Annotated in this window: 20 protein-coding genes and 4 pseudogenes; 13 read left to right on the top strand and 11 right to left on the bottom strand. The window is 68.3% G+C overall.

Going from position 1 to position 26,736, the window contains the following annotated elements; genetic code table 11:
* Window positions 1-411 precede the first annotated feature (411 nt).
* The gene (locus ACFXGI_RS27775) at window positions 412-2,991 is read left to right on the top strand and encodes a CHAT domain-containing protein (RefSeq protein WP_384712090.1); all 2,580 of its coding nucleotides are present in this window, start codon (window positions 412-414) and stop codon (window positions 2,989-2,991) included.
* Between the two features lie 23 nt (window positions 2,992-3,014).
* The gene (locus ACFXGI_RS27770; RefSeq protein ID WP_384712087.1) at window positions 3,015-3,491 is read left to right on the top strand and encodes a hypothetical protein; all 477 of its coding nucleotides are present in this window, start codon (window positions 3,015-3,017) and stop codon (window positions 3,489-3,491) included.
* A 251-nt stretch (window positions 3,492-3,742) separates the two neighbouring features.
* Here the strand turns inward: ACFXGI_RS27770 and ACFXGI_RS27765 are convergent, their stop codons facing one another.
* Window positions 3,743-4,063, bottom strand: a complete 321-nt coding sequence (locus tag ACFXGI_RS27765; protein WP_384712084.1) for a hypothetical protein — start codon at window positions 4,061-4,063, stop codon at window positions 3,743-3,745.
* 99 nt (window positions 4,064-4,162) lie between these two features.
* Window positions 4,163-5,638 (bottom strand): hypothetical protein, encoded by a 1,476-nt coding sequence (locus ACFXGI_RS27760; RefSeq protein ID WP_384712081.1) that lies wholly within the window; start codon window positions 5,636-5,638, stop codon window positions 4,163-4,165.
* A gap of 537 nt (window positions 5,639-6,175) precedes the next feature.
* Here ACFXGI_RS27760 and ACFXGI_RS27755 point away from each other — a divergent pair.
* Window positions 6,176-7,084, top strand: a complete 909-nt coding sequence (locus tag ACFXGI_RS27755) for a glycoside hydrolase family 25 protein (protein WP_384712078.1) — start codon at window positions 6,176-6,178, stop codon at window positions 7,082-7,084.
* 222 nt (window positions 7,085-7,306) lie between these two features.
* On the top strand, window positions 7,307-7,537 hold the full coding sequence (locus ACFXGI_RS27750; RefSeq protein ID WP_384712075.1) for a hypothetical protein: 231 nt from the start codon (window positions 7,307-7,309) through the stop codon (window positions 7,535-7,537).
* 110 nt (window positions 7,538-7,647) lie between these two features.
* On the opposite strand, the gene ACFXGI_RS27745 is transcribed toward ACFXGI_RS27750, so the two are convergent.
* The gene (locus ACFXGI_RS27745) at window positions 7,648-10,419 is read right to left on the bottom strand and encodes a PKD domain-containing protein (RefSeq protein WP_384712072.1); all 2,772 of its coding nucleotides are present in this window, start codon (window positions 10,417-10,419) and stop codon (window positions 7,648-7,650) included.
* Between the two features lie 91 nt (window positions 10,420-10,510).
* Here ACFXGI_RS27745 and ACFXGI_RS27740 point away from each other — a divergent pair, with 91 nt between their 5' ends.
* The gene (locus ACFXGI_RS27740) at window positions 10,511-10,717 is read left to right on the top strand and encodes a hypothetical protein (protein WP_384712070.1); all 207 of its coding nucleotides are present in this window, start codon (window positions 10,511-10,513) and stop codon (window positions 10,715-10,717) included.
* 518 nt (window positions 10,718-11,235) lie between these two features.
* On the opposite strand, the gene ACFXGI_RS27735 is transcribed toward ACFXGI_RS27740, so the two are convergent.
* Window positions 11,236-11,703, bottom strand: coding sequence for a lamin tail domain-containing protein (locus tag ACFXGI_RS27735; RefSeq protein WP_384712067.1), 468 nt, complete (start codon window positions 11,701-11,703; stop codon window positions 11,236-11,238).
* Between the two features lie 289 nt (window positions 11,704-11,992).
* Window positions 11,993-12,325 carry a hypothetical protein gene (locus tag ACFXGI_RS27730; RefSeq protein WP_384712064.1) on the bottom strand — a complete coding sequence of 111 codons (333 nt, stop codon included), beginning with the start codon at window positions 12,323-12,325 and terminating at the stop codon, window positions 11,993-11,995.
* Window positions 12,326-13,434: 1,109 nt separating this feature from the next.
* Between ACFXGI_RS27730 and ACFXGI_RS27725 the strand changes: the two genes are divergently transcribed.
* The 5 genes and pseudogenes from ACFXGI_RS27725 to ACFXGI_RS27705 all read left to right on the top strand — a co-directional run.
* Window positions 13,435-14,004, top strand: coding sequence for a transposase (locus ACFXGI_RS27725; RefSeq protein ID WP_384712061.1), 570 nt, complete (start codon window positions 13,435-13,437; stop codon window positions 14,002-14,004).
* A 27-nt stretch (window positions 14,005-14,031) separates the two neighbouring features.
* Window positions 14,032-14,751 (top strand): transposase, encoded by a 720-nt coding sequence (locus ACFXGI_RS27720; RefSeq protein ID WP_384712140.1) that lies wholly within the window; start codon window positions 14,032-14,034, stop codon window positions 14,749-14,751.
* A gap of 72 nt (window positions 14,752-14,823) precedes the next feature.
* Window positions 14,824-15,711, top strand: coding sequence for a hypothetical protein (locus tag ACFXGI_RS27715; protein WP_384712058.1), 888 nt, complete (start codon window positions 14,824-14,826; stop codon window positions 15,709-15,711).
* Between the two features lie 51 nt (window positions 15,712-15,762).
* Window positions 15,763-15,972: a hypothetical protein gene (locus ACFXGI_RS27710; protein ID WP_384712055.1), complete on the top strand. Its 210-nt coding sequence runs from the start codon at window positions 15,763-15,765 to the stop codon at window positions 15,970-15,972.
* 75 nt (window positions 15,973-16,047) lie between these two features.
* Window positions 16,048-17,228, top strand: a pseudogene (locus tag ACFXGI_RS27705) (IS3 family transposase); the annotation flags it as partial.
* Between the two features lie 191 nt (window positions 17,229-17,419).
* On the opposite strand, the pseudogene ACFXGI_RS27700 reads toward ACFXGI_RS27705, so the two are convergent.
* Window positions 17,420-17,694, bottom strand: a pseudogene (locus ACFXGI_RS27700) (transposase); the annotation flags it as partial.
* Window positions 17,695-17,958: 264 nt separating this feature from the next.
* Between ACFXGI_RS27700 and ACFXGI_RS27695 the strand changes: the two are divergent.
* Both ACFXGI_RS27695 and ACFXGI_RS27690 read left to right on the top strand, forming a co-directional pair.
* Entirely contained in the window at window positions 17,959-19,548 is a 1,590-nt protein-coding gene (locus tag ACFXGI_RS27695; protein WP_384712052.1) for a hypothetical protein, read from the top strand.
* The gene (locus ACFXGI_RS27690) at window positions 19,545-20,471 is read left to right on the top strand and encodes a hypothetical protein (RefSeq protein ID WP_384712049.1); all 927 of its coding nucleotides are present in this window, start codon (window positions 19,545-19,547) and stop codon (window positions 20,469-20,471) included. The genes ACFXGI_RS27695 and ACFXGI_RS27690 overlap by 4 nt, the downstream gene beginning before the upstream one ends.
* A gap of 1,526 nt (window positions 20,472-21,997) precedes the next feature.
* Here the strand turns inward: ACFXGI_RS27690 and ACFXGI_RS27685 are convergent.
* The 5 genes and pseudogenes from ACFXGI_RS27685 to ACFXGI_RS27665 all read right to left on the bottom strand — a co-directional run bounded on the left by ACFXGI_RS27685 (window position 21,998) and on the right by ACFXGI_RS27665 (window position 25,400).
* A complete protein-coding gene (locus tag ACFXGI_RS27685; RefSeq protein ID WP_384712047.1) occupies window positions 21,998-22,501 on the bottom strand; it encodes a hypothetical protein in 504 nt (167 codons plus the stop codon).
* A 26-nt stretch (window positions 22,502-22,527) separates the two neighbouring features.
* Window positions 22,528-23,287, bottom strand: a pseudogene (locus ACFXGI_RS27680) (transposase).
* Between the two features lie 413 nt (window positions 23,288-23,700).
* On the bottom strand, window positions 23,701-24,189 hold the full coding sequence (locus tag ACFXGI_RS27675; RefSeq protein WP_384712044.1) for a hypothetical protein: 489 nt from the start codon (window positions 24,187-24,189) through the stop codon (window positions 23,701-23,703).
* 124 nt (window positions 24,190-24,313) lie between these two features.
* Window positions 24,314-24,425, bottom strand: a pseudogene (locus ACFXGI_RS27670) (LLM class F420-dependent oxidoreductase); the annotation flags it as partial.
* 549 nt (window positions 24,426-24,974) lie between these two features.
* Entirely contained in the window at window positions 24,975-25,400 is a 426-nt protein-coding gene (locus tag ACFXGI_RS27665; RefSeq protein WP_384712041.1) for a MarR family winged helix-turn-helix transcriptional regulator, read from the bottom strand.
* Between the two features lie 206 nt (window positions 25,401-25,606).
* Here ACFXGI_RS27665 and ACFXGI_RS27660 point away from each other — a divergent pair, with 206 nt between their 5' ends.
* Complete coding sequence (locus ACFXGI_RS27660) at window positions 25,607-26,263, top strand: MBL fold metallo-hydrolase (protein ID WP_384712039.1); 657 nt, start codon at window positions 25,607-25,609, stop codon at window positions 26,261-26,263.
* Window positions 26,264-26,736: the final 473 nt, after the last annotated feature.

The following is a 26,736-nucleotide window of genomic DNA, read 5'->3' as shown; positions in this document are numbered from 1 at the left end:
TCAGATGGCCGTCGGCAGCAGTGGCTCTGCAGTGGAGCGGGCGAGCGAACCTACCTGGCCTGCGGGGCGTCGAAGCGCACCGAGCCAGACGGTCACGGCGGTGTCGTTGTGCGGGTCATGGCTGGTCAAGTGCCTCTTTGGTCGGGGCACAGGATCAGGCGAAGGCCGTGTTCAGGTCCCGGCATTCCCCGTGCGGGCGATCACGTTCGGGGCACCGTTCGAGGCCGTCAGATGATCAGCCCCCGACCACGCGGACGGCTGGTCGAGTTACGTGGCGGCGGCCCGCGGTGCGTTGCGCGAGGTCGCCGCCGTGTGGTCGAGGCAGTCGAGGTTGTGGGTGATTTGTCAGCGAGAGCCCCACAAGCTGCAGTAGATTCGGTCCAGTTCGCAAGAGGGCGCAACGGGGGGATCGTGTCACTGATCAAGCGGATGACCACTGCCCGCACCCTGCATCGGGCCATCTCCCACGCCTCCGCGCTCTATGACGGCCAGCAGTACGAGCGTGCGGGCGAGGTCGCCGGGGAGGCGGCGGAACTGGCGAGCTCCGTCGGTCGCGCCAACCGTGCCGCGCTCGCGTGGACGTTGCAGGCCAGGGCCTGCCAGGCGCTGCGGAACCCCGGGTGGCGTGAGCCGCTGGACCGCGCGCTGAGCGAGTTACCGCGTATCGGCTCGGAAGAACGTGCCCTGATCACGTGGGAAGCTCGCATGGTGGAGGCCTCGGGCCTGGTCTCCGAACAACTGGTGGACGAGGCCGCACGCGCGTACTCCGAGGCCATCAGCGCGGTGTCCGAGCTGATCAGCGGCCTCGGCGGCCTGTTCGCCGATCAGGCGTACCACCGCATCGACCAGTCCCGGCTCAACCTGGCCACTCTGGAACACTGGCGAGGCGACGTCAGCAAGGCCTTGGCGACATGCGCCGACGTCATCGATTCTTCGCGGCGCCGTAAGGACGGCCCGGTGCTCCTCGGCGCCCTCGTCGCCCGCGCCTCCATTCAACTGCTCCTCGACGAGTACGACGACGCACATGACTGCCTGGAAGCGTTCTTCCGCTACTTCCCGGAGACGGATTTCAGCAGCACCCACCCCATCGCGATCATGACGTTGGTCCTGCGGGCGGCCACGGAGTACGCCAAGGGCCAGGCGCTCGCCGGATCGGTGGACGAGGCGATCGACAACCTCGAACAGGCTTGCGAGTTGGCCGCGAGGGTCCCGGAGGCCGCCACGGCCAGGGCGGAGGCCCTCGGCATGCTGGGCCGCGCCCACCTGGTGTCGGGGCGCGCCGAACGCGCCGCCGAGTGCGCGCGGGCCGCGGCGGACCTGGCGTCCGCCGATCCCGTGATCACGGCGGACGCCCAGGCGGTCCTGGGCACAGCCCTCTTTTCGAGCGGACGGTTCGAGGCCGCCCGGCAGGCGGTACGGGCCGGCCTGGACGGAGTACGGGGAGTGGACGCGCCGATGGCCCGGCTGGAGCTGCTGGCACTCGACGCGGAGGTCTGCAGCGCTCTGGGCCGTCACGAGGAAGCCGTGGCACTGATCCGCGACGCGGTCCGTCACCTCGTTCTCGCCAGTGGGCGGACCGGCACGACGGGCCACCGGCAGCGCCTGCTGTCCGCCCAGAAGAACTACCACCAGCGCTTCCTCGACATGGCGGTGATCGCGGCCGGGCAGGGGGTCCGTCAGGCCGGGCAGGCGGCACTGGAAGCCTCCGAGGCGGCGCGGGAGGACACCCTCGCCGCACTGCTGAGACAGACCTCCGGCACTCTCGACCCCCAACTCTCCGAACTCCTCGCCCAGATCGACCGGCTGCGCGTCCTGTGCGTCGAGCGACCGGCCTCGTCCACCGCGGAGACAGGATCGTTCGGGCCTCCTCTGTCCTACTGGGAGAAGCGCCTCGGGGAACTGCAGGCCGAGCTGGGCCAGATGGTGTCCGGCGAGTTCTCCCGCCTCTACGTGCCCGTCCCGTTGGACGCCGAGGCCCTCGTCGCCGCTTCGGGTACCGCCGCGATCCTGTCGGTCACTGCCACCGACGACGACTCGGAGGGCCTGTCCGGAGTCGTCACCTGGTCGATTCCCGGGTCCGCTCCGGGCGTTCGTCGCTTCGAGCTCTCCGTCAAGAAGACCCGCATCCTGCACTCGGTCATGTCCAACGACAGAAGGTTCAGTTCCCGCTGGGATCAGATCCGCGACGGGGTCGCCGCGCAGCTGATCCCCGTCCCGCTGCGCGACTGGCTGCTGACGAACACCTCGGTGCGCGAGCTGAACGTCGTCGCCGACCACACCCTCCGGGCGCTGCCGGTCGCGGCGCTTCCCCTCTCGGCCGGCACCGTCGTGGCCGACCACGCCGCGGTGAACCGGCTTCCGCTGCTCCGTCTGCTCCTGCACAGGAGGGCGGTCTCCGCTCCGCGCGATCCGGCTGCCACGACCCGCGTCGTCGCCTACTTCAACCCGGAACTGCCGGGCAGCATGCAGGAATTGGAGGCACTCAGCGATCTCGCGGCCGCCGGGGCGGTGGAGCTCACCCTGATCCACCGGGCGGAGGAACTGGCCCCGGCCCTGGAGCAGACCTCGCCCGACGTTCTCGTGCTCTCCACCCACGGCAGCGGAGAGGGGCTCGCGTACAAGTTCCAGTTCGCGGGTGGGCGCCCTCTGGTCTGCGCGGACCTGCTCGGGCTCCCGCTCCCGCCGTTCTTCGTCGCCGCTGCCTGCAGTTCCGGTTCCGACGCGGGTTCCGACCCGACCGGATTGATCGCCACCGCGCTGGCGACCGGCTGTTCCGCGCTCGCCGCCGGGGCGTGGGACCTTCCCGACGAATCGACGGCGAAGATCCTCAAGTCCGTGTACGGCGACATCGCCCCGTCCGGCCGATTCACCGCGCGTATCAACAACGCGGTGAAATCCGTCTACCGGTCGCTCCCCCGGGCAAGCCCGGTCGACTGGGCCGGACTGATGGTCACCGAGCTGCCGAACAGCACTCATGAAAGCCACCCATGAATCCGACGAAGGGCACTGACGGCGTGAGCATCCTTGAGGTCAGGACCGAGACCCCGGTCACCGAGACCGACCGAACGGCGCTCCGTTCCCTCTTCGCTGATCTCGGCCTCGACGCCGAGGTGTCGGTGCACGGAAACCAGCGCAGGGACGTGTCGTCGTGGAGCCTGTCCATCGGGATCCCGCTGACCTACCTGCTGGTCAAGTTCGGGGACGGATATGTGTCGAAGCTCGGCGAAATGGCGGCCGAGGCAAGTGTCGAGTCCGCCGCCACCGCTGGCCGACGACTCCACGGATGGCTCCAGCAGCTGCGCCTCACACGCGCAGACCGTGAGATCACGCTGGTCGTGGAGGATCCCGAAACGGAGGTGACGGTGGAGATCCCTGCCGCCCTCCCGCCGGAGGCGTGCGAGGCGCTGTGGCAGGTCGACCCCGACCGCGACGGCGGGGAAGCCCGCTACCTGACCTGGACGTCCGACAGCGGCTGGACTGCCCCCTTCTGAAACTCCGCAGCCATGGCACCATGCGGGACATTCACCCAAGCACGGCCCGGAGTGCTGCTTCAACGAACCCGAGACCCGGCCCGAACCGGCGGACGTGGTTCGCTGCCATCCTGGCGGTTCTGGTCAAAGCCATGATCTCGGGCCCATCACAGGATCATCAGCCAGTGAATAGCAGACCCTTGGGCGCGGATCCAGCCACCAGGCCGAAGGGACCGTGGCCCAGGAGCGATGCTGCAAGTTGTTGTAGCTGATCATCCTCGCGAGGAGATGTTCTGAAGTGCGGGGGATGTGTGTGCCGCCCCGTGCGCTGCCGGCTGGGCCCCGGCGGCGGGTGTGACCGGGGACACCGGGGACAGTGCGAGCAGCAGTGCCGCGGCGCTGGTCGCGCAGAGTGTGCGTGCCCGCATCGTGTTGCTCTCCACCTCGCCGGCGTTCCTCTCCGGAGCCTGCGGCTGCGGCCGCCGCGACAGGCTCGATGCGCCATGGATGTAGCGGACGGCCGTCGCGGCGTTGTCGGCCGCGGCCGTCTTCATGGGCATTTCGGCCGCGCCGGTGCCTCGTCCCGCGGTCACCCACGCGCGCTGCTCACGGCGCCGCGTGGTCGCCTCCGGCGGCGGCCGGTGCCCCCGGGCGTTCCCCGCGGAAGCCGTCCAGGGGCACCTGGGCAGGTGTCATGCCGTGTTGTAGGCGATGATCGCGCGGGCCAGGTCTGCGGGCTGAAGGCCGTCCGGTGCTCCGGTGACGTCGTCCACGGCGACTATGTTCAGGTTCTTTCGCAGGTCAGGTACGTTCCAGGGGCCGATGAGCTGCTGATGCAGGAGCGCGTTGTAGGAGGCCGCACGGTCCAGGAGGAACGTTCGGGTGATCCCGGAAGGACCGCGGAAGGACGCCGGGGCCTGGCGGATGGGGGTCATGCGCCAGCAAGCGTTCGCACTGGTGACGGGAGTGACGTTGCGCAGGTAATCGGGCGGGCAGGACCAGCACTGCCCCTGCCAGGGGAAGGAGTCCATGCGGGGGTCCCAGAAGGTACCGGAGGGGCAGTTCCACGCCCAGGCTTCGTTGCGCACGTATGTCGCGGAGGTACTGACCGCGCGGCTGGGCAGCCAGCAGGCGTCGCCTTGGGTGACGGGGGTGACGTTCCTTACGTATTCGGCCGGACAGCTCCAGCACTCCCCTGCGTTGCGGGGGTCGTAGAAGGAACCCGAGGCGCACGTCATCGAGTCGGGCAGCGCCGTGAAGCTCTGCTGTAGGCCTGCCAGGCCGAGGAGGGTGTCCGGCTGGACGATTCCGGCCAAGACGAAGAACTTCCCGGCGTCCTCCCCCGGGTTCCTGGCCAACGCTGCCCGGTCGCGTGCGATGGTCTCCGCGAACAGAGCCCGGGGGTCGGCGAAGTCTCTGAGGTAGTTGCCGACCGGCGGGCTGTCGGCGGGGTAGCTGCCGCGGCCGGAGGAGGTGGCGGTGGCATTCCAGGCCAGCGCCCGGTCGGCCAGTCCCGAGTCGTCCAGCAGGATCACGTTCTTGCCCGCGGCGACGAGGCTGCCGTAGGTCGACGTCGGGGAGAACTGCTGCTGGGAGGCGATCCTCGCCGTGCCGGCGGCGGCAGCGAAGCGGTCGTACGCCTCCGTGGTGGCCGCGGGCAGTTCCGCCGCGGGGGCGGAAACGGACAGGCCGACGACGACGATCTCCGCAGGGTGCGCCGTGATCCACCGGCCGATCTGCTCGGCTTCCCCGTCCGGTTCGAAGAACGGGGCACCGAGCGGGGCTCCGTGGTACGTGAACCACTGGCCGTCCTGCTTGCACAAGCGCAGGTCGACGTAGCGGGACCCGTTCGCGAGCTGCTCGGCGATGGACACGCGCTGGGTCCTGGAGACGCTCGCGGCCAACTGCGGGAAGGTCCTGGCCAGGTCGTAGATGTAGCCGGTACGGCATTGCCCCGACCGCGCGGTGATGCTCCAGGACCCGGCGTCGTGACTGCCGGGCATCGCAATCCGGTTGAGCGGAGTATCGGCGAGGCGCGGGGCCAGGTCCCCCATCCACGAGTCGAGGCGGACCTGTTCCGCCGCAGCGAGGCCGTAGGCACGCGCCTGCACGGCGGCGGGCAGCCACATCATGGCGAGCGTCGCTGCCAGGACGAGGAGGCCGTTCAACGCGGTTCTTCCTGGTGGTGAATCACTTCTTCGCGATGCGGACATGGACACATGCCTCCGGGGCATACACGGCGACGCCTGTCGGACGCAGCCTGAGGGGCCGCTCAGAATGTCATGAATGAATTGACGTGGCCATGCCACCGCAAGGGTGTTCCGAACATGTCCGGTTCCCTCCGGCCGTCGGCCCGGAGCTCCCCTCGACGCGAAGGGTGCGGGAGGGAACCTGGGCCGGGTCGTCGAACAGGCCGGCGCCGGGCGGCCCGTGGCGGGCCGGCCCCGGGGACGTCGGCGGCCACCGAGCGCCGGTTCATCAAGCGGAATCGATTCTTCGACTCAGGCACGTATCGGCCGACGAGCCGCTGGGGAACCTCTTGTGGCACCGATCGTTCCGCATACCTCACCGCCGCCGACCAGTCCTGGCCCCTCGCCCGAGGCGGCGGCGTCACCCTCCCCGACCTGGAATACCCGGCCTGCGCTGAAGCACCGGCTGCCGGGCCGGGGCCGGCGAGCCATCCGCGGCAAGAAGGGCAACGCCTCATGGGCATCTACGGACAGGACTGGGCGTCCTACCAGAGCGACGAACCGAGCCTCGCCGGACTCGACTTCGTCTTCACGAAGATCACGGAGGGCCTCGGCTACACGAATCCGAGGTGGGTCCGCCAGCGCGACCACGCCAAACGCCACGGCCTGGTCTGGGGCGCCTACCACTACCCCCACATGGCAAACGACCCGGAGCGCGAAGCCGACTTCTTCCTCGACCAGGCGGCCTGGCAGCCCGGCGACATCCTGGTCCTCGACTGGGAGGGCTACGACAACGCCAACGCCGGTGTCTCCAAGGCCCGCCAACGGGCCTACAAGGAGGACTGGCTCCGCTACGTGAAGGGTCGAATGCCGGGTCACCGGGTCGGCATGTACTGCAACGCCGACTACTGGAAGAACGTCGACACGACCAGCTACTGCGGCGACTTCCTGTGGATCGCCACCGCGGGCCGCCGCGCGGACGACCCCGGGATCAAGGCCGGATGGATGTTCCACCAGTACGACGACAACCCCGTCGACAAGGACTACTGCCCCCTGCCCAGCCGCCAGGATCTTCGCACCTGGGCTCTCGGATCCCCGGAGGACGACATGCCCCTGTCCCAGGCCGACCTCGACGCCGTCGCGACCGCCGTCTGGCGTCACACCGAAACCAACGCCGCCACCGGCCTCCCCGTCGACATGGGCGCGGTCATGGCCTGGATGGACAAGGTCCACAACAACCAGACCGACGCCGTCGCACGACAAATCGCCGCGACACAGGCAGCAGTGACCGCACTCGCCGCCCAACTCGGCCAGCAACACGGTGTCGACACCGACACCGTGGTCGCCGCGGTACGGCAGGCCATCGCCGACGCCGTCATCAACGTGGACATCCACGTGACCAGCACCCCCACCCCGACCGGCTGAGAGGCATACCCCGGTCAGCACACCGGTCGAGGAGCTGCTGTCCGGTCTTGGGACCGACGGCATCGGCCTCGACTGCCAGGCCGCGGAACTCCACCGCGGTGACGAGGAGATGACGGCCCGGATGACGCTCGGCCGCGGCTTGGCGGTGCCGTGTCCTGAGCCACGCTCCTGGACGCCGCGGTCTCCCTCACCCCGCTCGACCCGAGCAGTCTCCTGCACGAGATGACCTGGCGACCGGTACACCTGCCCGAAGACCGCGGCAGCAGGCCGGACCAGCAGCTGGCCAAGCAGCTGACCGCCGCCTGCGCCGCTCTCGAGATCGGCTTCCTGCACGCCGACCACCCGGAAGAACTCCCCGGTGCGGAAGTGGGGCGGGGGGCCTTCTCCGCGTCGCGGAGGCGAGGGCTGCGATCACAGGGCCGCTGCGGCCGGTCAGGGCACACGTTGCCCTGACCGGAGCCTCAGCGGCTCGTGGGCCGACCCCGTGAACCGCTACCCGCTTCAGACGCCAGCGATCGACACCCGTTTGTCCGACCGGTCCGACGCTCGGATCCTGGGCGTGCTCACCTCTTGGTGAAGTAGCCGAGCACGTCGGTGATCACATGGGTGGAGCCGCCATGACTGTTCCAGATACTGACGCGGCCGCCCTCGCCGACCGGGGTGGTGACGTGGTTCGGCACGGTCGCGCCGGGGCGGGTGTTGAGACTGCTCGCCTCGGGACGCGTGGCGCCGTATCCGTACGCGGTCAGGAAGGTCGGGGCCGTGGCATCGGTTGCGGTGACGTTGAGGACCGCGCCTACGGCGTCCGCCGGCAGGCCGGAGACTGTGGTGGCGGTACCGGGGGCCACCTTGCCGGTGCTGCGGGTGTCGGCCAGGCGGCGCGGAAGGGTCGGCGTGAAGAGGGCCTTGCCGTCCTTGCCGTAGTAGCCGACCGCGTCGAGGATCACATGGGTGGATCCGGTGTTGATGTGGAGCGCGACGATGCCCTGCGGACCCACGGGGACGATCACCTGGTTTGACTTGTCCTTGCCCGGCTCCGGGTTGAGGTTCGAGGTGGCGGCTCGATGCGCCGGGTCCGGGTAGACGGCGATGTGAGAGTTGCTGGTGGCGCCCGTGCTGGTCAGGTTGAGCGCGACGGCGGTGGCGTCGGCCGGGATGCCGGCGAGACCCGCGACTTTGACGGTGAAGAAGATGCTTTCGGCAAGGGGAACACCGGTGGCGCGGGTGTCCCGGAGGCGGGTCGGTGTCAAGGGGGTGAAGCCTTCACCGGCGTTGGGCTGGTAGTAGCCGACGAAGTCCATGACGAGCGAGGCGCTGCCGGAGTTGAGTTGCGCCAGTACCCTGCCCTCGGTACCGACGGGGACGGTGACCGTATTGGCTGAGGTGCCGCCCGCGACGACGTTCACGTTCGAGCTTGCCGGGCGAGGCTGACCCGCCGGCCACACGGTGAGGTGGGCTTCCTCGGTGGAGTCGGTGACGGTCACGTTCAGTACGGCCGCAGTCATCCCCGACGACAGCTCGTGCCCCGGTACGGCGGTGCCCGCCGGCAGTTGCACGGCCAGGGGCTCGCCGCCCCGGAGCTGGGTGTGGGCGGTGCGGGTGTCCAGGAGGCGGAAGGGCTCGACGGCCACGTAACCGGACGGCGCGTAGTCGACCTTCACGCTCCGGCGGGAGGTGGACCTGGCGCCTTTGACGTCCGTGACGGTGACGCCCACCTCGTAGTCACCGGACGTGCGGTACGTGTGCCGGACCGGGTGGAGGTCGTCGATGTGCTGGGAGGCGCCGTCGCCGAAGTCCACGTCCACGCCCGATACCTGCCACGGCGCCGCGGTGGTTGACGGGTCGACGGAGAAGGTGAACGGGGCGATGTCGGCCGCCGGGGCGTCCGAGGGCAGCAGGACGGGCGTGGCGGTGAAGGCGGCGGTCAGCGGTCCGGCCGGTCCCACCCGCGTCGGCCGGGAAGCCGAGACCCTCGTCCCGATGCCGTTGACCGCTGTCACCTTGACCACGCATTCGCACGGCGAGGTGTAGACGTGGGCGGCTGTCATTCGGTCGGCGGCACCCTGCCGTGTGGTCACGGGGGCCGTTCCGTCGCCGAAGTCCACGGTGTAGACGAGCGCTGTGGGCCAGCGGCTGTTCGTCGCCGCCTTCACCGTCACCTGTGTGCCCGCCGGCGCCCAGGTCTGGTCCAGCTCCATCGGCTCCAGGGCGCTCAGGACGTCCCCGAACTCGTAAGCGCCTCGGTCGAGATAGCCGCCGTCCCTGCCCGTGTTGGGAACGCGCGCGTCGTCCTCGGCCGGTTGCCCGTACCGGTCGGTGGGCAGCGCGCCGGGCGCCGTCGCGTCAGCTGAGTCGATGGTGGGCGAACCTTCGATCAGACCGACGCCGTCGCGCGACGGGGTCACGATGTCGTGAGCGCCCTGGCCGGTGGCGGCCTGGTACTCAGCCAGCGTCGGGTATCCCGTGCCGGACCAGTTGTAGGGGATCATCGTGCGCCCGGGCGTACCGGTGATCAGGTTGTAGTCCGCCCGGGTGTCCTCCGCCGCGGTCTGCGACACGGAAATGCCGCCCTGTGGCTCCTTGGGGGCCCTGCACCCGCTGACGACCACACTCTCGAGCACGTTGTTGAAGAGGGCGGAACCGGTCGAACCGCCGGCCACGGAGACGATCGGCCCGCACTCCCCGATGACGGTGTTGTTGGTGACGACGGTGCCCGGAGCATCCACGACGGTGATCGCCGGGCCAGATACGGCGCCGAACCCGAACAGGTTGCGGCTGAGCACGGTGCGCTGGGAGCCGCCCTCGATCCGGGCCTGCGACAGGCCGCTTCGGATGACCCGCACGTCCGTACTCCGATCGCCGACCACGAGGGAGCCCTCGGTGTCACCACCGGAGAGCCGCTCGAGTAGGACGTCGTCGGAACGGCTGACCTTGACGCCCTTCTTCGTACCCCACCCGCGGAGCACGAGGTGGGAGGCTCCGCTGATGGCCAGGGGCCGGTTCAGATCCATCCACCCGGGTGCGCCCTCACGCGTTTCGACGCTGAAGGTGATCGGTTTGCCCGGGTCTCCGGAGCGGTTGATCGTGACGGCCTCGTTGTAGGAGAGGCCCGGAGCAATCCGCACGGTCTGTCCCGGCTGGACCACCTTGGCTGCCGCCGATATCGAGCAGTACGGGACGTCCTGCGTTCCCGTTCCCGTGTCGCTGCAACCTGAGTTGGCGGTGTTGTTCACGTACAGGTAGTTCGGGGGGTCGGCGGCTGCGCTGCCCGCCGGTAGGCCGAGGAGGGTGGCGAGGCCTGCGGCGAGCAGGACCGTCATACGAGCAGGGCGCACCGGGGCGGGGCTCCTTCGGAGAAAGGGAGAGTCCAGAGAGTCTCCGTTCATGATCTCCTGCTCAACCGCCTTTGTCACCGGAAAATTGAACATGCTCAAAGCTGATCCGGCGGACATCTCCACCAGCCGCAGCGGCTCCGACAACTCCTCCACCCGGTCCGACCCGTCGCCGCCCGCCTACAACAGCGGCAGCTACCGCTCCCGGTCCCCGTCCGTCTCCTCCCCCGGCGGCAGCGCAGCGGCATCCGGTGGCAGCGCGGCGACGTCCGACGGCGGTTCCTCGGCCCACGACAAGTGATGGCCGCCCGTACGCCAGGCACCGGCCAGCACCGCCACCCCAGCCGTAACCCCCAACACCGTGCCCGCGGTCCCGTACCCGGCCCAGCCCGCCCACCACCCGGCCACGCCGAGCACCGACCCCGCCAGCACACTGCATCCCACCCGGCGGCGCCTACGCGCCATCACCCCCTTCACCAGCGCTGCTCCCTCACACGCGACACCCGGATCACCCCGGTCCGACACCACACGCCCGACCGGGCCCGGCCCTGGCCGCGGGCAGACGCCGCGGCGCTCACGCCTCCTGTGAGCCTCAGTCCAAGCCGGAGACAAACTCGTCGGCGAGGCAGGGAAACCGACCCGGCAATGCTGCCTGGCCGTCAGCACCGTGTCGCTCCCCGCGGCCTGTGGTCAGGCCCCGGGCCGAGCGCCTGCCCGATATACGGGCGCGCCGGCCAGTCGCCAGCTCCTCGTCTGTGCGGGCCGAGCGCCGGGGGCCGCCCGCCGTCCAGGCGGCCCCCGGCTACCGGCCCGCAAGAATCAGTGGTGGCGCCGGCCCCAGGACTCGGTGTCGACGGTGCGCCCGCGGTCATCGCGCAGCGTCGCGGTGTCGGCCTGGTTGCCCCAGATGTAGTCGCGGCTGTTCTGGAACAGGTCGGTGCGGGTGTCGCGGCCGTTGCCGGTGTGGATGCGGATCGTGGCACGACCGGCCAGGCGGACGCTGTCGAAGCGGTAGCGGTTGCCGTCCGCGTCGCGCAGGGTCCAGCCGCGGAGGTTGATGCCGTCGCGGGTGGTGTTGGTGATCTCCACCCACTCGTTGTTCAGGGAGCGGTTCGAACGGTCGTCGCGTCCGGGGCTGTCTGCCTGGACCCGGCTGATCTCCACCCGGGGGTGCTGACGCTGGCCGTGGTCCTGTGCGGCGGCCGGCAGCGCGGCCGCGCCGACCACGACCCCGGCGGCCAGGACGGTGGCGGCGATACGACGGACGGAGGAAGAAACAGACGACATGGGTGATGCTCCCTCAAGAACAGCGCCCCACCAGCCGAAGCAGGCCGGTAAGGGCGGTGCGGATTCCCGGCCCGGATGAGCCGAGGACCCCACTCTCGACCCGACACACGACCGACTACAGCCCTCACCGGAGCCGGTTACCGAAACCGGAAATTTCCGTCACACTCACCTGCACACCACACACATACCAGCCAGGCGTGACCCTGACATTCACTGACCGCTACACCCACCCGCACCACCAACCGCAATCCGGAATGATGCGCTCCGGCGCACCACGCGGCGCACTCCGTCACGCATCACCTGACCGGACCAGTTGACCGAGTAACAACCGTTCTGTGGAATTCTTCGCATGCAAGCCCGTAATTCGCACACGTGTCATGGTCTGTGGCAGGCCGATGCCCTGGGTAACGCGTCTTCGTCCGCCGGGGGCCACGGGCTCCTGGCCGCCCGCGAGCCGCTGGTCGCGTTGAAGGCCCTCGCCGACCTGAAACACGTCGTCGCCCAGACCGGCCAGGACGCCGCGTACGAACTCGACGCCGGCGACGTGCCGCTCAAAGACGTGGCGGCCGCCCTCGGCGCGAGCGAAGCAGCAGCGCGCAGCTATCTCAACGACTACCTCCACTCCCGACCTCCGCAGCCCCGGACCGGGACCGTGTCAGGTCCTGTCGCGTTGGTACTCCATGCGGCCGCACGGAGTACCAACAAACGAACGGGCTCGGCCGAGGAAGCCCGGAGATCTCCAGAGCGCTGCAGGAGCCCGATTGCCCCGTCAGGTCGCCGAGCCGCAAGAGCGTGTTTTAAGCGGACAGACACATCCGATCAACTGACCAACCCACCAAAGAGCCACGCCCTTGCCAACCCGACGAGTAGCACGCTGATGAGGTCCGGGTTCGAGGTGTCGTTCGCCGCCTTCGGCGGGCAGGCCGTGCGGCAGCAGTGGGTGGATGGGGCGGTGATCGCCGCGTTCGAGGAGCTGGAGCCGGTCTCGGCGTTCCCGGTGATGCCCGGCAGGCAGTGGGAGCCGGGACTGTGGTGCTCAGCGGCCACCGGCCGGCATGTCGTTTCTCCAGCAGTGCACCGATCGAGGCCAGGAATCCCAGTTCCCTCACCCCGATCCCGAAGCCGGGGCCGTGCGGGTCCGAATCAGAGATCGCGGCGGGGTAGCTGGCGCCGTCGAGCCGGGCGAGCTTCCCGGCCGCCACCGCGACGAGGACGGCGGTGATCAGGCGTTCACCAACACTGAGCGTCACCGCTTCACAAAACCTGGACCAGAACCGAAAATCATCGACAAACGCTGCTGCTGAACATGAACGAAGCCAGGTGGCTGGGTCTCTCATCAGCGTCTCCGACGGCACCTCCCAAGCCCGGCGACACCACCCCCTAGGTCATCAGTTCAACAGAGGGGACACAGCCATACCGGGCACGGAGGCCAGCGGCTCCATTGCAGGACCGCGAAAAACATAACTGTGAGACTTCTTCTGCGGCCCGGGATGGGTTGCTGCCAGGCTCGACGCCGATGATCCGGCATGACTCGAAACATAACTGGCGCTCCGTCAAGGGCTGCCGTGCGCCCGAGATGTCTGCCGGACATCGGCGTCGACCTGGCCCACCCGTTGGCTTGATCAGCAGCTTGACCGCCTTGCGGCGTGACTCATCACAGTTCCGCCACGGGGTGACTCCATCCAGGCCGACGCCGACGACAGCCGTCCGCCCAGCAAGGAGAACGACCACGTGGCCATCCTGGCAGAACAAGTCGATGGCCTCATCGGCGTCGATACCCACCGAGACACCCTCGCGGCAGCGGCCGTCAGCCCCATCTGCGCTGTCCTGGCCAGCACTGATGCCCCTGCGAACGCCCGCGGTTACCGGCGCCTGCTGGACTTCGCCCGCCAGCACATCCCCGGCCGCCGCTGCTGGACCCTGGAAGGCATCGGCGGCGCCGGCCTCGCTTCCTTCCTTGACCAGGCCGGCGAGCAGGTCGTCGAGGTCTGCCAGCCCAAGCGGGCAGCCAACCGCGGCGAACGCAAGACTGACATGCCCGACGTCATCCAGGCCGCGAAGGAGGCCCTGGCCACCGAGCATCTGATACAGCCCCGACTCCGCGGCGAACGCGAGGCACTGCGCGTCCTTCTCGCCACCCGCCAGGGTGCAGTCCTTTCCTCCACTGCGGTGATCAACCAGCTCAAGGCCCTGATCGTCTCCGCCCCGGACAAACCTCCGCGCCGAACTGCGGAAACTCAAGCGCCCAGCCCAGGTCACCCGCTGCGCCCAGCTCCGCGACCGCCCCACCCAGGACCTTGAACACCGGATGACAGCACGGGCCCTTCGATCCACTGCCCAACGTATCCAGGGCCTGCAAGCGGAAGCAAAAGATCTCGAACAGGAGATCCTGACGCTGGTGAGGTCCTGGTCAGCTGGTCTCATCAGGGGAGGTTCCGCTCGGAAGCCGCCTTCGCCTCGTTCGCAGGCGTCTCTCCGATCCCTGCATCTTCCGGACTCACCAACCGGCACCACCTCAACCGCAGCGGAGACCGGCAGCTCAACCGGGCCATGTACACCATCACCCTGATCCGTATGCGCCTTGACCCCGCCACGAAGTCGTACGTCGCGCGCAGGATCGGAGAGGGCAAAACCTCCCGGGACGCACAGCGCTGCCTGCAGCGCGCGATCTCCAGGCAGCTGTTCAATCCGCCCAGGCATGGTCGAACCGTTCGCGTCAGCTCATCGCAGGACTGGACGCGCCCAGCTGGGCCGAGCAGAAGCCGGGGCCAAGCCGGATGGACTGAGGCTGATACTGTCGTGGGCGGCTCGTCTGCGGGCGTTGCCGTCCTGGCAGGGGGCCCATCGTGCCGTCGCCTGCACGGCCGACTGCGGAGGGATCCGCTACGCGGCCGTGGTCGGCATGAGGACGCAAAGGGCAGCGGCTGCGCGTTGCTGACGGGAATGATTCTGCAGTTGGTGGCACAGGGCGGCACGCAGCGGCAGCTGGTGGATGGGTGTCCATCGTTCGACTGGCATACGCACACTTCTGGACGCACGGGCGCATGATCTGGCTGCCTCTCGGTGAAGCTCGTGGCGTCTGGCAGTCGCCGTTGTCTCAGGGAAAGGCAGCAAACGTCCATGTTGATCGTCCAGCTCGCCCTCGTGTCAGAGACTCGAACCAATCAGATCAGCCCCTCGCAGCTCACCCGGGTGGCCGCTGCCCTGCAGAAGCAGGCGACCCGCGATTTCGGGCCCATCTGGGACGTCAACGCAACCGTAGACGCCTTCGACAAACTTGAGGACGTTCCCGTCGGGTACTGGCCGCTGATCGTGGTCGACGACGTCCCCGACGCGGCCGGGTTCCACACGGATGAGAACGGGCAGCCGTTCTCCCTGATCGAGTTCGGCGCGAGCTGGTCGTTGACAGCGAGCCACGAGATGCTGGAGATGTGCGCCGACCCGTTCGGGAATCGTCTCGTGGCCGGCAAGTCTCCCCACCCGGACCAGGGCATGGTGGAGTTTCTGGTGGAGGTCTCCGACCCCTCAGAGGCCGAGGAGTTCGGCTACACCATCAACGGCATGCTCGTCTCGGATTTCTTCACGCCAAGATTCTATGACCCGGTCCCTGTCGAGGGTGCCCGCTACAGCTTCGGTGGTCACATCAAGAAGCCCCGGCAGGTGTTGCGCGGCGGATATATCAGCTGGCGCGAGCCGGTCTCGGACGAGTGGTGGCAACAGACCTGGTTCAAGGGTAACGAACCGACGTTCCGCAGCTTGGGGAGCCTGACCGGCAGCGGCAGCCTCCGCGCGGCCATTGACGCCAAGACCAAGACGGTCAGCCGCCTCGCCGCCAGCGGTCCGGCCTCCAAGTCTTACAGCGCCGCGAAGGCACTTACGGCGCGGGCCAAGGAGTCCACCGGCGCCCGGGCCGAAGGGTGGCGTGTCCAGATCGAGAGCCTGAAGGCCTCGAACCCCGCCGCGAAGGCCTGGAAGGCGAAGAGCAAAGGGAAGGGGGCGGGGAAGTGAGGGTGGCCGAAACCGCACATGGCCGTCGGCTGCGCCGTCAGGGAGGTCGTCGTGAGCGATGACGCTCAGCAGCGCAAGGATCGCGCGGGCAAACTGCGTCAGAAGTTCCGTCGGCCCGAGCCCGGTTCGGCGGGCCCGGCCCAGGCGGACGAAGATCCGTCGGAGGAGGAGAGTCTGAAAGAAGGCGTCGAGCGCCGCATGCGCGAACTGGATGAAGCCGATCGCGAGGACCGCCCACCGCCCTCGGACGACGACAGGTGACTGAACAGGGGGCCTTGACCCCTGATCCCGGACACACGAGACACTGGATCCTGAGGATCTGAGAACGGACATCTCGTGGTCATGAAGAACTATCCGCCCCAGTTCAAGGCGGACGCGGTCGCGCTGTACCAGTCGCAGCCGGGAGCGACGATCAAGCAGATCGCCGCCGATCTGGGGGTCAATCCCGAGACGTTGCGCAACTGGATCAGGGCAGCTGGCGCGAGCCGGCCGCGCAGGCACCGGACCGGGGTCCCCGCCGAGCCGCCGGTTCCGCTGGAGGCGGAGAACGCCGCTCTGCGCCAGAAGATCCGCGAGCTCGAGGAGAAACGCGAGATCCCGCGGAAAGCGGCAGAACATTTCGCCGGGGAGACGCGCTGGTGAACCGCTTCCAGTTCGTCGCCGACCACCAGCGCCGCCACGGCGTGAAGCGGCTCTGTGCCACTCTGGGCGTCGCCCGCTCCAGCTTCTACTACTGGCGTTCGACGGCCGCGGACCGGGCTGCACGCCTCGAAGCCGATGCCCGGCTCGCGTCCTGAATACGGGCCGTGCACCGAGAGTCGGACGACACCTACGGCGTTCCCAGGATCACCGCCGAACGCCGCGAGGCCGGCGGGCACGTCAACCACAAGCGGATCGCCCGCATCATGCAGAGCACCGGTCTGGAGGGCCTGCGGCTGCGTCGCAGGCACCGCACCACCGTCCCGGATCAGGCAGCGGCAAAGGTCCCCGACCTGATCGACCACGACTTCACCGCGCCCGAGGTGAACACTAAATACGTCGGCGACATCACCTGTCTGCCCGTGGACGGCGCGAAGTTCTGCTGCCTCGCGACCGTCGTCGACCTCGCCTCACGCCGCCTGGCCGGCTGGGCACTCGCCGATCACATGCGAACCGAACTCGTCACCCACGCGCTCGCCGCCGCCCAGCGGACCCGCGGCAGCCTCGCCGGCGCGATCATGCACACCGATCACGGAGCCCGGTACACGAGCCGGGCATTCGCCGAAGCCTGCCGGTCAGCAGGCATGCGCCAGAGCATGGGAGCGATCGGGTCCAGCGCGGACAACGCCGCCGCGGAGTCCTTCAACAGGACCTTCAAACGCGAAGCACTCCAGGGCAGAAAGAGCTGGCCCAGCGAGCGCGAGGCTCGCATCAGCGCATTCCACTGGCTCAACCGATACAACACCCGGCGACGCCACTCCCGCCTCGGACAACGCAACCCAATCGCCTACGAGTCAACAGCCTCAACTACGTTGACCGAAGTCGCACAACCCGTGTCCGGGATTCGGCGTCAAGGCCCGTTCACTGGCCATTCCAAATATCCGCCCCACACGAGCACCGCCGAGCTCAAGCCGCCCTGCCCCTCCAAGTCCGTTGCGGGACAGCCCTTAGGCAGCGTCTTGTCGAATCACTAGTCGAGCCAGATGAGGGTGCTGGCGAGGGTGATCGCGGTCAGCACGAAGGCCAGCGGCCGGCCGCGTCCGTCGCAGGCGAGGTGAATCTTGCTGGTCAGCCCGCCGCGGGAGCGTCCGAGGGCCCGTTCGTCGAGCCCCCTTTGGCGGCGGTGTGCTGATGGGCCCGCACCATTGTTGAGTCGATCGCGACCAGCCAGTCCACTTCACCCACAGTCTGGGCGGCGGCCAGGAGACGGTCGAGGGTGCCGTCGGCAGCCCACCGGGCGAAGCGTCCGTGGACGGTCTGCCACGGGCTGAACCGCTCCGGCAGGGTTCCTCTCGTGAGGCCCATCTGACCTGCTGTCACCTCTCCCTACACCTCGGGGAAGCCTCAGCTCAGCCCAAGCCCGCCGGAAGTGCACTCAAGGCGCGCGTTCCGGCCTCTCTGATTCCGGAGCACACTCAGAGAACCCTCCTGGTGATGACCGCAGCGCCTACGGGCTATCAACAGTCAGCGCCCGTAATATGCGAGCGGATGGAAGAAAATACACCAAGGACCACAAATCACACCCAGGGCGGCACAAGGATCTGGGTGGTGGCGGCCGGTATCAGCTTGGCTCTGGCGGCATCTCTCAGCCTGGCCAACGTCTTGGGCGCAAAACCCGGCCGGGCAGCGACCCTCATCGGCGTCCTGGTCGGCTTCACCGGTTTTCTGGGGTCCGTGACCCAGCTTCTGCGGGACAAACTGGCCGAGGTGCCTCGGTGGCAGCGCGCCACGTACGCGGTCGTGATCGGCTTTGTCTTTGCTGGCGGGGTCGTGGTGCTCCTGCGCTTCCAGGCCCCACCGCCCCCGCTGCACCGGCTGACCGGTCCGCAGGACGTGGCCGTGGTCGGCTTCAAGGACCGTGGCTCCGGGCAAGACCAGCAGCTTTTGGACGATGTCTCCTCGACCTTTGCCCAGGCCCTGGGCAAGGCCCTTCCCAGAGGCACAGTCGTGCACGACTACGCAACGCAGTACGAGCTTCCGCTGACCGAACTGCTCCAAAGCGATCACGGCCGCCTCGACAGCCGCACCCGAAAGTTCGTCGGCCAGTCCAACGCCACCATCCTCGTCGGCGGCATCGTCACCCCCGGTTCCGGCGGGCAGATCAACGTGCGCCCGGCGGTGTATGTCCGCGCCGACCAGGTGCGCGACGCCCCCGAACTCGCCGGCTGGTACACCAGCGCACCGGTCCCCGCGGACCAGAGCCTCGGCCTTGCCCACAGCCGGGGCGACCTGGTGGCCGAGCTGGTCCGGCAAGCCCGCGGTCTTGCCCAGTTCACCTCCGCCCTAGACGCCTGGCACTCGGGCCGTACCACCGAAGCCGTAGCCGGCTTCGCCCGGCTGCTGCCCGGCAAAGGAACGTCGGACCTGGACTCCGGCACCGGATTCGTTACCTCGGACCTTGTCCACCTGTTCCGGGGCCACGCTCTGGAACAGACCACTGTCAACGGGCAGGCGGCTTCGCATTCCGTTCTGGAGGCCGCCGGCGCCGACTACCGGGCCATCCCGGCGGACTCTCCCATCCGGCTCCGGGCACAGCTCAGCCTGGCCGGCAACATTTATCTGCGTGCAGTGACAGCGACGGACTGCGCTCCCGGAGCCCTGCGTGACTCGGACATCGCCGGCGTCACCTCCACCCTCCGGCGGCTGACCTCCGACGCGAACTTCACCACGCTGGGCCGCCTCAAAGCCGCGGTCAACCTGGCCCAGGTGGAGTATTGCCGGATCAATGCGGGCCTCACCAGCGACGACGGCACCATCGATGCCGTTGTTCGGCGGGTCCGAGCCGCAGGGCCCGGTGTAGGCGTTCGCGAACTGAAGGCGCTAGCCGCCTCCATCACCGCCCAGCGCGAGGCGGACCGAGGGCACCTGGAGGCCGCGATCTCCGGCATTCGGGAGGCACTCGCGCTGGAGAGCCATTTCGCCGTGCGCGCCCAGTGGCTGGGATGGCTGGCCGCCTGGGCCTTCGCTCGGTGTGATCTGGTCACCGGAGACCAGGCCGCGCGGGATTCTCTCGACCAACTGCGTAACGCCTTCCGCACCAGCGCCGCGAGCCGACAGGACTACGAGGCGGACCGCAAGTACCTCGACCAGCAGAGGGACCAGGCCCGCGCGCAGTGCGGGTCTGCGATCCCACGATGAGCACATGGAAGGAAGCGCTGATGAAGCGTCGACAACTAGCCGGATGTCTGGTGCTGCTGTCCATCGCCGCCGCTGGATGCGGCTCGGCGGCCCAGGACGCCACACGTCAAACGAACACGACAACACGAAGCACAGCGGAGAGCCGAGAGGCCGCAGACGCACTCAGACCCAACCCGGGCAAGGGCCCGAAACTGCAAAGGAAGTTCAGAAACCTCGCGGCAGGTGACGGAGACGCCCCCGAATGTAAGCGGGATCTGTCCTCTCTGCCTGCGGAGTTCGCCACCTCGCCCGCCGTATGGATGAGCACAATCCAGGGCCCCAGCAACCTCGTGTTCAATCGCGAGAACGCCCTGTGCCTGCACGGATTCACGGCCGAGCGAGCGGTCACCGTCACCGTCTCTGACGGTCGCCATAGCTACACCACCACCGCGCAGCCCACCGCAGGCGAGCTTACCTTCGACCGGTACGAGCCTCCGGAGTCACTTTTCAACGGTGCGCCGCTGCGGGTGTACGACATCGGCGGCGTGATGCAAAGTGAAACCTGGGACTTCGTCCCGCAGTCCGCCGCCCGTGAAAGCCTGGCGGCTCCGGGCCACTTCACCATCAGCGCCACCCAGGGCAGCACCAGCGCCTCGTACAGGCAGTCGGTTGCCGTACCGACGAACCCGGAACGGGCACGACTGCGCGGTGAAAACAAGCGTCAACTGGTCGTCGACGGTTTCAAGCAGGGAGACACGATTCCCATCGGGCTCTACAGCCTGGCTGCCGGGGCGAGCGACCAGGCGACCCTCGTCCGGAAGCTCGGCAGCGTCGTGATGCCCCTCTCGCGCACCGCCGCCTTCGCCGTCCCGCAATCGGCGGCGGGCAGTACATACTGCGTCACGGTACCCCTGGAGACGCAGTACAACTGCCCGTCCTTCTGATCCTCTGGTTCGGGTATAGGCGATCTCGACGTCGTTCGCCGCTGCCCACGTCGCGACCCGCTGACATCGCTTCGTCGTCAGGTGCAGTGAGTAGTTGTCACAGACGCTCGCAATGGGCACGTCGATCGGGGCAGTGAGCGCAGGTAGCGGGAGAGGTCCAGATACTTCGACCTGGTCCTGGTCTGCTTGACGTGCTCGTAGAGCTGGTCCGTGCAAAGTCGAAGGCGAACAGGTGCCGGACCCCGTGCGGTCGGGTGTAGGCCGCCCGTCGGCGGGGCCGGCCGCTCCCGGTCAGGATCCTTGTGCCAGCCGCCACCTTCGGTCCGTTGCCGGCCGGGGTGGGGCTGGAGGAGGAGCGACACGAACTCGTCCAGGCCGAAGACGGCTTCGGGCTAACCCCCTTCGGGCACGACCTCGCCGTCGGCGATCGCGCAGAGATGCGCGCCCCGGGACTTCTTTGCCGCGTAGTCCGGGTGGCGGGAAATCTTCCGGCGAAGTGGTCGCGCCAGTTGGCCAGAGGTGCGGCCGCGGCGGCGAAGTCGGCGGTTTTTGCGACCGCGGCAGCGCCCGGCGTGACGGGGTGAGCCAAGAGGTCTGCGGCGGTGACGGTGAGGGCATCATGGACCGAGCGGGCGTCGTAGCGCTCGAAGGCCCGGTCGACGACTTGGCCGGGCCAGCCTCCGCCGCGGTGGTAGCGCCACAGCGCGCCGGGCCCGCGATCACGTTGTACAGCAAGTTGGTCGGAGTGACCGACGGCTTGGGCACGCCGAACACGCTGAGCTGCACCGGCAGGAGGAACACCGCCCCCCGACATCCCGCCCGGCGCGGTCACCACATAATCAGCAGGCCGGCAACCAGTCCGCCCAGTCCAGGCCACCAGTCCGCAAACGCCCCTCTTGATTGCCTGGGTCAGTATCTGCGAGACCTGATCCGGCTTACTTGCCGCCTGCGATCAGGAAGACGCTTTCCATCCGCTCGCCGCTGATGGCGACAGCTGGCGTGTTGTTGCAGTTGACCCATTCAGGTCCGCCCCGCGGTGCAGTCCTGCGGGCGCCGCCGGCATCTGTCCCCACTGCGACCGATCGTCTCGGTCGGCGCGTCCTCCCAGTTCAAACCCGTGCGCAAGACGTACACGATCTCACGCAAAGCCGAACGGTCATCTCCGGCTACGCGCCGAATATCATCGACGTCGCGGCAACCGAGGAGGCAGTAGCGGGGCTACACGTTCCCGCAGGGCATCAGGCACAAGACAAGATCATCTGAGATCCGCAGAACTCCGTCGCCCCGCCGCCCAACTGCCAAGTAACCATTGCCGCTGCTGGTTAATTTGCTTGATGATTTTGATTATGACCGGTTGCGAAGTGCCGAGGCGTTTCCCCGCGGCTTCTGTCGCTGCTCTGGCCTCTGCCTTCACCACCTCCGGGGGGCACCTCTCCGCACCGCCGCTTGCGCTGCAGTCGTTCCTACCTTTAGGGCAGCGGCTGCCTGTGCCGAGGACGCTGCAGGGCCGATGCAAACCACAGAACCTACGGAGAACAGGCCCCGGCCCGTAACGGTGATCGGTCCGATGCGACCGCCAGAAGAGGAACGCACAGACTTTCCGCCAGGCGAGACGGTGAACGTCTGGCTGGCAGCGAAGCTCTCGTCAGAGTGCTTCCGCTCACCCGACGCCTTGGGGCGGAAACGGCGGAAGCGGCGGTGACGGTGGCTCCAGCCTTCAGGCGGACGTTGTTGACGTTGTTGGGCACGATCTCCACATCCATCGCCTCGCACACCGCCCGTGCCCGCAACGGTGCGTCGGCTGCGGCGGACACCGCAGCGATCTGCGAGTAGGCCGGACGGTCCGGCAGCTTCGCGGCCGGCGGCACGGGCGGCCCCGGATCGGGCAGCTCCAGCAGCGTCTTGTGGGTGATCCGGATCTCCTCGGCGGCCCTGTCGAACCCGTCCAGCAGCGCGTTCAGCTCTGCGATCTTCTCCCGGGCCGCCTCGGCCTGGGCGTCGATCTCCCGCTCCTCCAGCCGTACCAGCACCGCCCCCAAGGTTGGCTCCCCGCCGGTCATGCGCCGCGCCAGGTGAGGGCGGAGGTCCCGGTCAGCATCCTCGACATCCGGTCGCTTATGGCCCAGTACACCCTCGACTCGGCTGAGGCGGGCTGATGCTCGTAGTCGCGCACCAGTCTGCGGTGCAGCATCAAGACCCCGTTCGTCTGCTCCACCACCCATCTCCCGGACTGCGGAGCGAACCCGGCATCGCCGGGGTTGCGCTTCACCACTTCGACCTCGATGCCCACCTTCGCACCGTGGTCCTTGACGGCGCTCTTGAACCCCTGTTCCACCAGGGCCTTCTTCACGGCGCCCGGCTCGGTGTCGGCGACCACCCTGTCCAGCAGCGCGGTGCCGACGGCGTTGTCTTGGGCGGAGGCGGCCAGCACCACCACCGCGATCACCAGGCCCAGCACATCAACTGCCGGTCCCCGCTTGCGTCCCGGCACCTTCTTGTTCGCATCCCGTCCGGTAGTCTCCGCCGGGACTCCGGCGGCGGCGCGCACGCTCTGGGTGTCGAGCACCACCAGGCTGGGGTCGGCTGATCGGCCCCTCTTCTCCCGCGCCGGCGGGCGGCAGGTCGTGGGGCAGGGAGTCCCGCTGGCAGCCGGTGCGGGACTGGTACAGCAGGGCGTTGACAATCTCCCGCATCTCATGGTCGCCCTCGTGGCCACTGACCGAGCGGTGCTGAGCCTTCCAGACAGTGATCACAGGCTCGATCAGCGCCCACCGCTCGTCGGATAAGTCGCTCTTGTATGGCTGGCGGTCGCTCACGGGAGACTCCAGCGCGGCCGGGCCATCTGGTCAGCGCGAATGCTGCGACCCCACACGATCCGGTGACGGCAGACACGACATCACGTCACATACCACCCTCTCAAACGACGCGTCAACGACCCAGATCACTGCCTGCGGACGCCGCCGAGGAACCTCGGGCACGTGGTCGCCGAGCTGGAGGCGCACACCGTGGCCTGGCGGCAGCCCCTGAGGACGCACCTGTCGGCCTCGGCCCGGGTCTCGGCCGGCAGGGCGTGCCACCATCCGGTCACGAGGCGGGGTCCGCGGCGAAGACTCTGACCGCGTAGGTCGCGTGCCGCTCCGGCATCGGTATGCCCCCTCGTCCCCCTGTGGGCTGCACACCGCCACCGTACGGTCCCGACCGCCCGAGGCGCGGGACCGTACGGAATGAGTCAGGGCTTCGGGATGACGGTGGGGAGGCCCGTGGGAAGCTTGCCCGGCTCGCTCTTCTGGTAGGTCTCGGTCCCGACTTCCTGCCAGGTGACCTTCAGTTCGGCCGCGCCCACGGAGGCGACCTGGCCCTTCGCGTGCAGTGCGCCCGCCGGGCACTTGAGGTCGAAGGACTTGCCGTCGGTGGTGCCCTGGCAGGTCAGGCCGGAAGCGCCCTCGACGACCACGGCGGTCTTGCCCTTGACGGTCAGGACAACGGGCTTCGACGGATTCGCCATCGAGATCCAGCCGCCCTCCACACTGCCGCCCTTGGCGTCGGTACCGACACCGGAGCTGGACGCGGCCGACGGACTGCTCGGCGTCGCGGCCGGCTTCGGGTCCTTCGAGGTGGCGGCCTTGTCGCTGCCGGAGTCGCTGCCGCATGCCGTGAGGGCCAGGGCGGCCGCGATGCCGGCGGTGGCGATGAGGCTGTGACGCAGGTTGTTGTGCACGAGAAGTCCCCCAGTGGAGCACGAATTGATCGAAAGAGTGTGCCAAATTACCAGGAAGGGAGACACGGACGGCGCCGTCGGCGTCACCGGTTCGTCACAGGTACCGGGCGTACTCGTCCAAGACGCCGCCGATGGGGAGCCGGCCTGTCGGCGCGGTCGGCCACCGCCGTGGAGAGCCTCGGGCCGGGAGCGCCGCCGATCAGGGTGCGCGGGCCTTGGAGTGGCTCGTCTGGCGCAGTTCCCCGGCGGGCTTGGAGGGTGAGGCGGGCGGCGGCGCGGCTGCTGTGCCGCGTACCGTAGGGGGGTGACGATCACCCTGCCGGGCCGTACTTGTTCGGCCCAGGCCCGTGGGATGGAGCGCACGCTGAAGGTGCACAGCAGCCGGTCGTACGGGCCTCCGTCAGGTGGCCGACGAGGGCGCCACCCGTAAGCGCGTCGGCGTACAGGCCGGGGGTGCACAGCCCGCTCCCTCGCGGCAGCCCACACCGCCGGGTCTACATCTACGACACCCCTGTTGATCGAGTAGCGCACCACGCGCGGGACAGCGCGCTGACCGGACTGTCGGCTACAGCCAGTTCGACCTCATACCGGTTGTCTTTGATCACGACGTAAGGTCGGGGCCAGCGGATCCAGGAGATGCACGTCCCCGTTGGCGACGGGTGGTACCCCTTCTCCAGTTGGAATCCGGGGCTGTCCGGCACTGTCCCGGACATCGCGCACACCAGACTCGTGACCTGCAACTTCGCAATGCACAGCGCGCGATGACCCAAACGACAGTCCCTGGGCTACTTGCCATTCAAGTGTGTGGTCAGGCGTGATAGCAGAGGCAGCGCCGCCTCAAGCGTCTTTCGTTCATCGGAACTGAGGACATCGTTGATCGCGGTGCCGAGCCAGTCCGCACGCCTTCGGCGTTCCTCGGCCAGACGGCCGCTTCCCGTCGGCGTGAGGTGGAGCAACAGCTTTCGCCCGTCGCTGGGGTGCGCCTGGGCATGTACAAGGCCCTGAGCCAGGAGTTCTTTGACCGCCTTGGCAGCCGACTGGTGGCTGACTCCCCGCTGTTGTGCGATATCGGCGGTGGTCAGCGGGCCGCTGCGGTCCAGGTAGCCCAGGACGGCGGCCTCGCCGGGCGGCATCGTGTCGGCAGTGCGCACAGTGCGTACGAGCCGTCCGATGGTCAGGCGGAGTTCTTCAGCCAGCTGATTCTCGTCCATGATGCCAGCTTACCCACACTCATCAACCAAACTGTACACCTTCACTACATTGTTTGCCTTGGCGCCACAGGAGCGTCCACCGGCCCCGCCGTAGCGAAGGGCGGGAGCGCCGGAGTCAAGTCACAGCCGACGCTCACGGCGCCGCATCTACAACCATGTTGTACAGTTTGGCTGTAGATATTCGGTCGGCTCGGAAAGGACCCTCGGTGAAGCTCACCAAGCACTCCCATGCCTGCATCACACTCGAGAAGGACGGCACCCGCCTGGTCATCGACCCCGGCACCCTCACCCCGGACGCGGCAGAAGCCGTCGCCCAGGCTCATGCCGTCCTGATCACCCACGAACACTTCAACCACTTCGACGAAAAGCTCGTCGCCGCCGCTCTCGAAGCCCAGCCCGGGCTGCAGGTCTACGGCACGGCCACGGTCGCAGCCACCCTCGGCAGCCACGATGGCCGCGTCCACGCCGTCGCCGCGGGCGACACCTTCGGCGTCGGTTCCATCACCGCCACCGTCCACGGCCACCGCCACGCGCTGATCCACGCCGACATCCCGTGCCCCGACAACGTCGGCTACCTCCTCGACAACGGAGCCGTCTACCACCCCGGCGACGCCTACTTCGCGCCCGACGCCCCCATACACACCCTCCTGTTGCCGACCAGCGGCCCATGGACAAAGCTCGGCGAAGCCGCCGACTACGTCCGCACCGTCAAGCCCGAGCGCATCATCCAGATCCACGAACTCATGCTCAGCGACCTCGGCCAGCACTCCACCGCCAATCTCCTCGGCGAGAAGGGCCTGACCGGCACCCCGATCGAGCGCCTCGAGCCCGGCACCACCGTCCAGCTGCAAGAGAGCATCTGATCCCGCTAGTTGGTATGTGGGGATGCTCTTGTGACCACGCGCGTCCGTGGTCACTGTCGGGGGCATGGCAGCCCGGCGCGCGTGTCGCAGTAACGTCTCAGACGCCCGGCAGGCCTTGATCGAGCCGGTGTTCGCTGTCTGGCAGGCTGCCCGCTCAGGATGTGGTACCGCAGCGCGGGTGCATGAGCTGAGAAAGATCGCGAACGCGATCAGGCAGGCTCTTACCGAGCTGGCTGCAGCCCAGCCTTGGAATCGACGTTCAGGTAGTACAGCGTCCGCGCGCGAAGGGCTTCCACCCGCTACGGCCGTGGGGCCTGGCCCTCGTAGGGTTCCCGCTGCTGTGCGTGTCGCGGCTGCGTTGCGTGGCGGTGGGGGCTGGGAGTGGTCGGGCGGGATGTGCGCATCCCCCGTGAGAGCTACACGGGCTGTCCCTCCGAGGGTGATTCGCGGATGCCGGTCGGTTTCTAGCGTGG

Origin of the sequence: Streptomyces sp. NPDC059355, from assembly GCF_042752335.1 — a bacterium.
Taxonomy (GTDB): domain Bacteria; phylum Actinomycetota; class Actinomycetes; order Streptomycetales; family Streptomycetaceae; genus Streptomyces.
The sequence above is the reverse complement of the archived record's forward strand: the minus strand, read 5'-3'. Positions and strand labels throughout refer to the sequence as shown.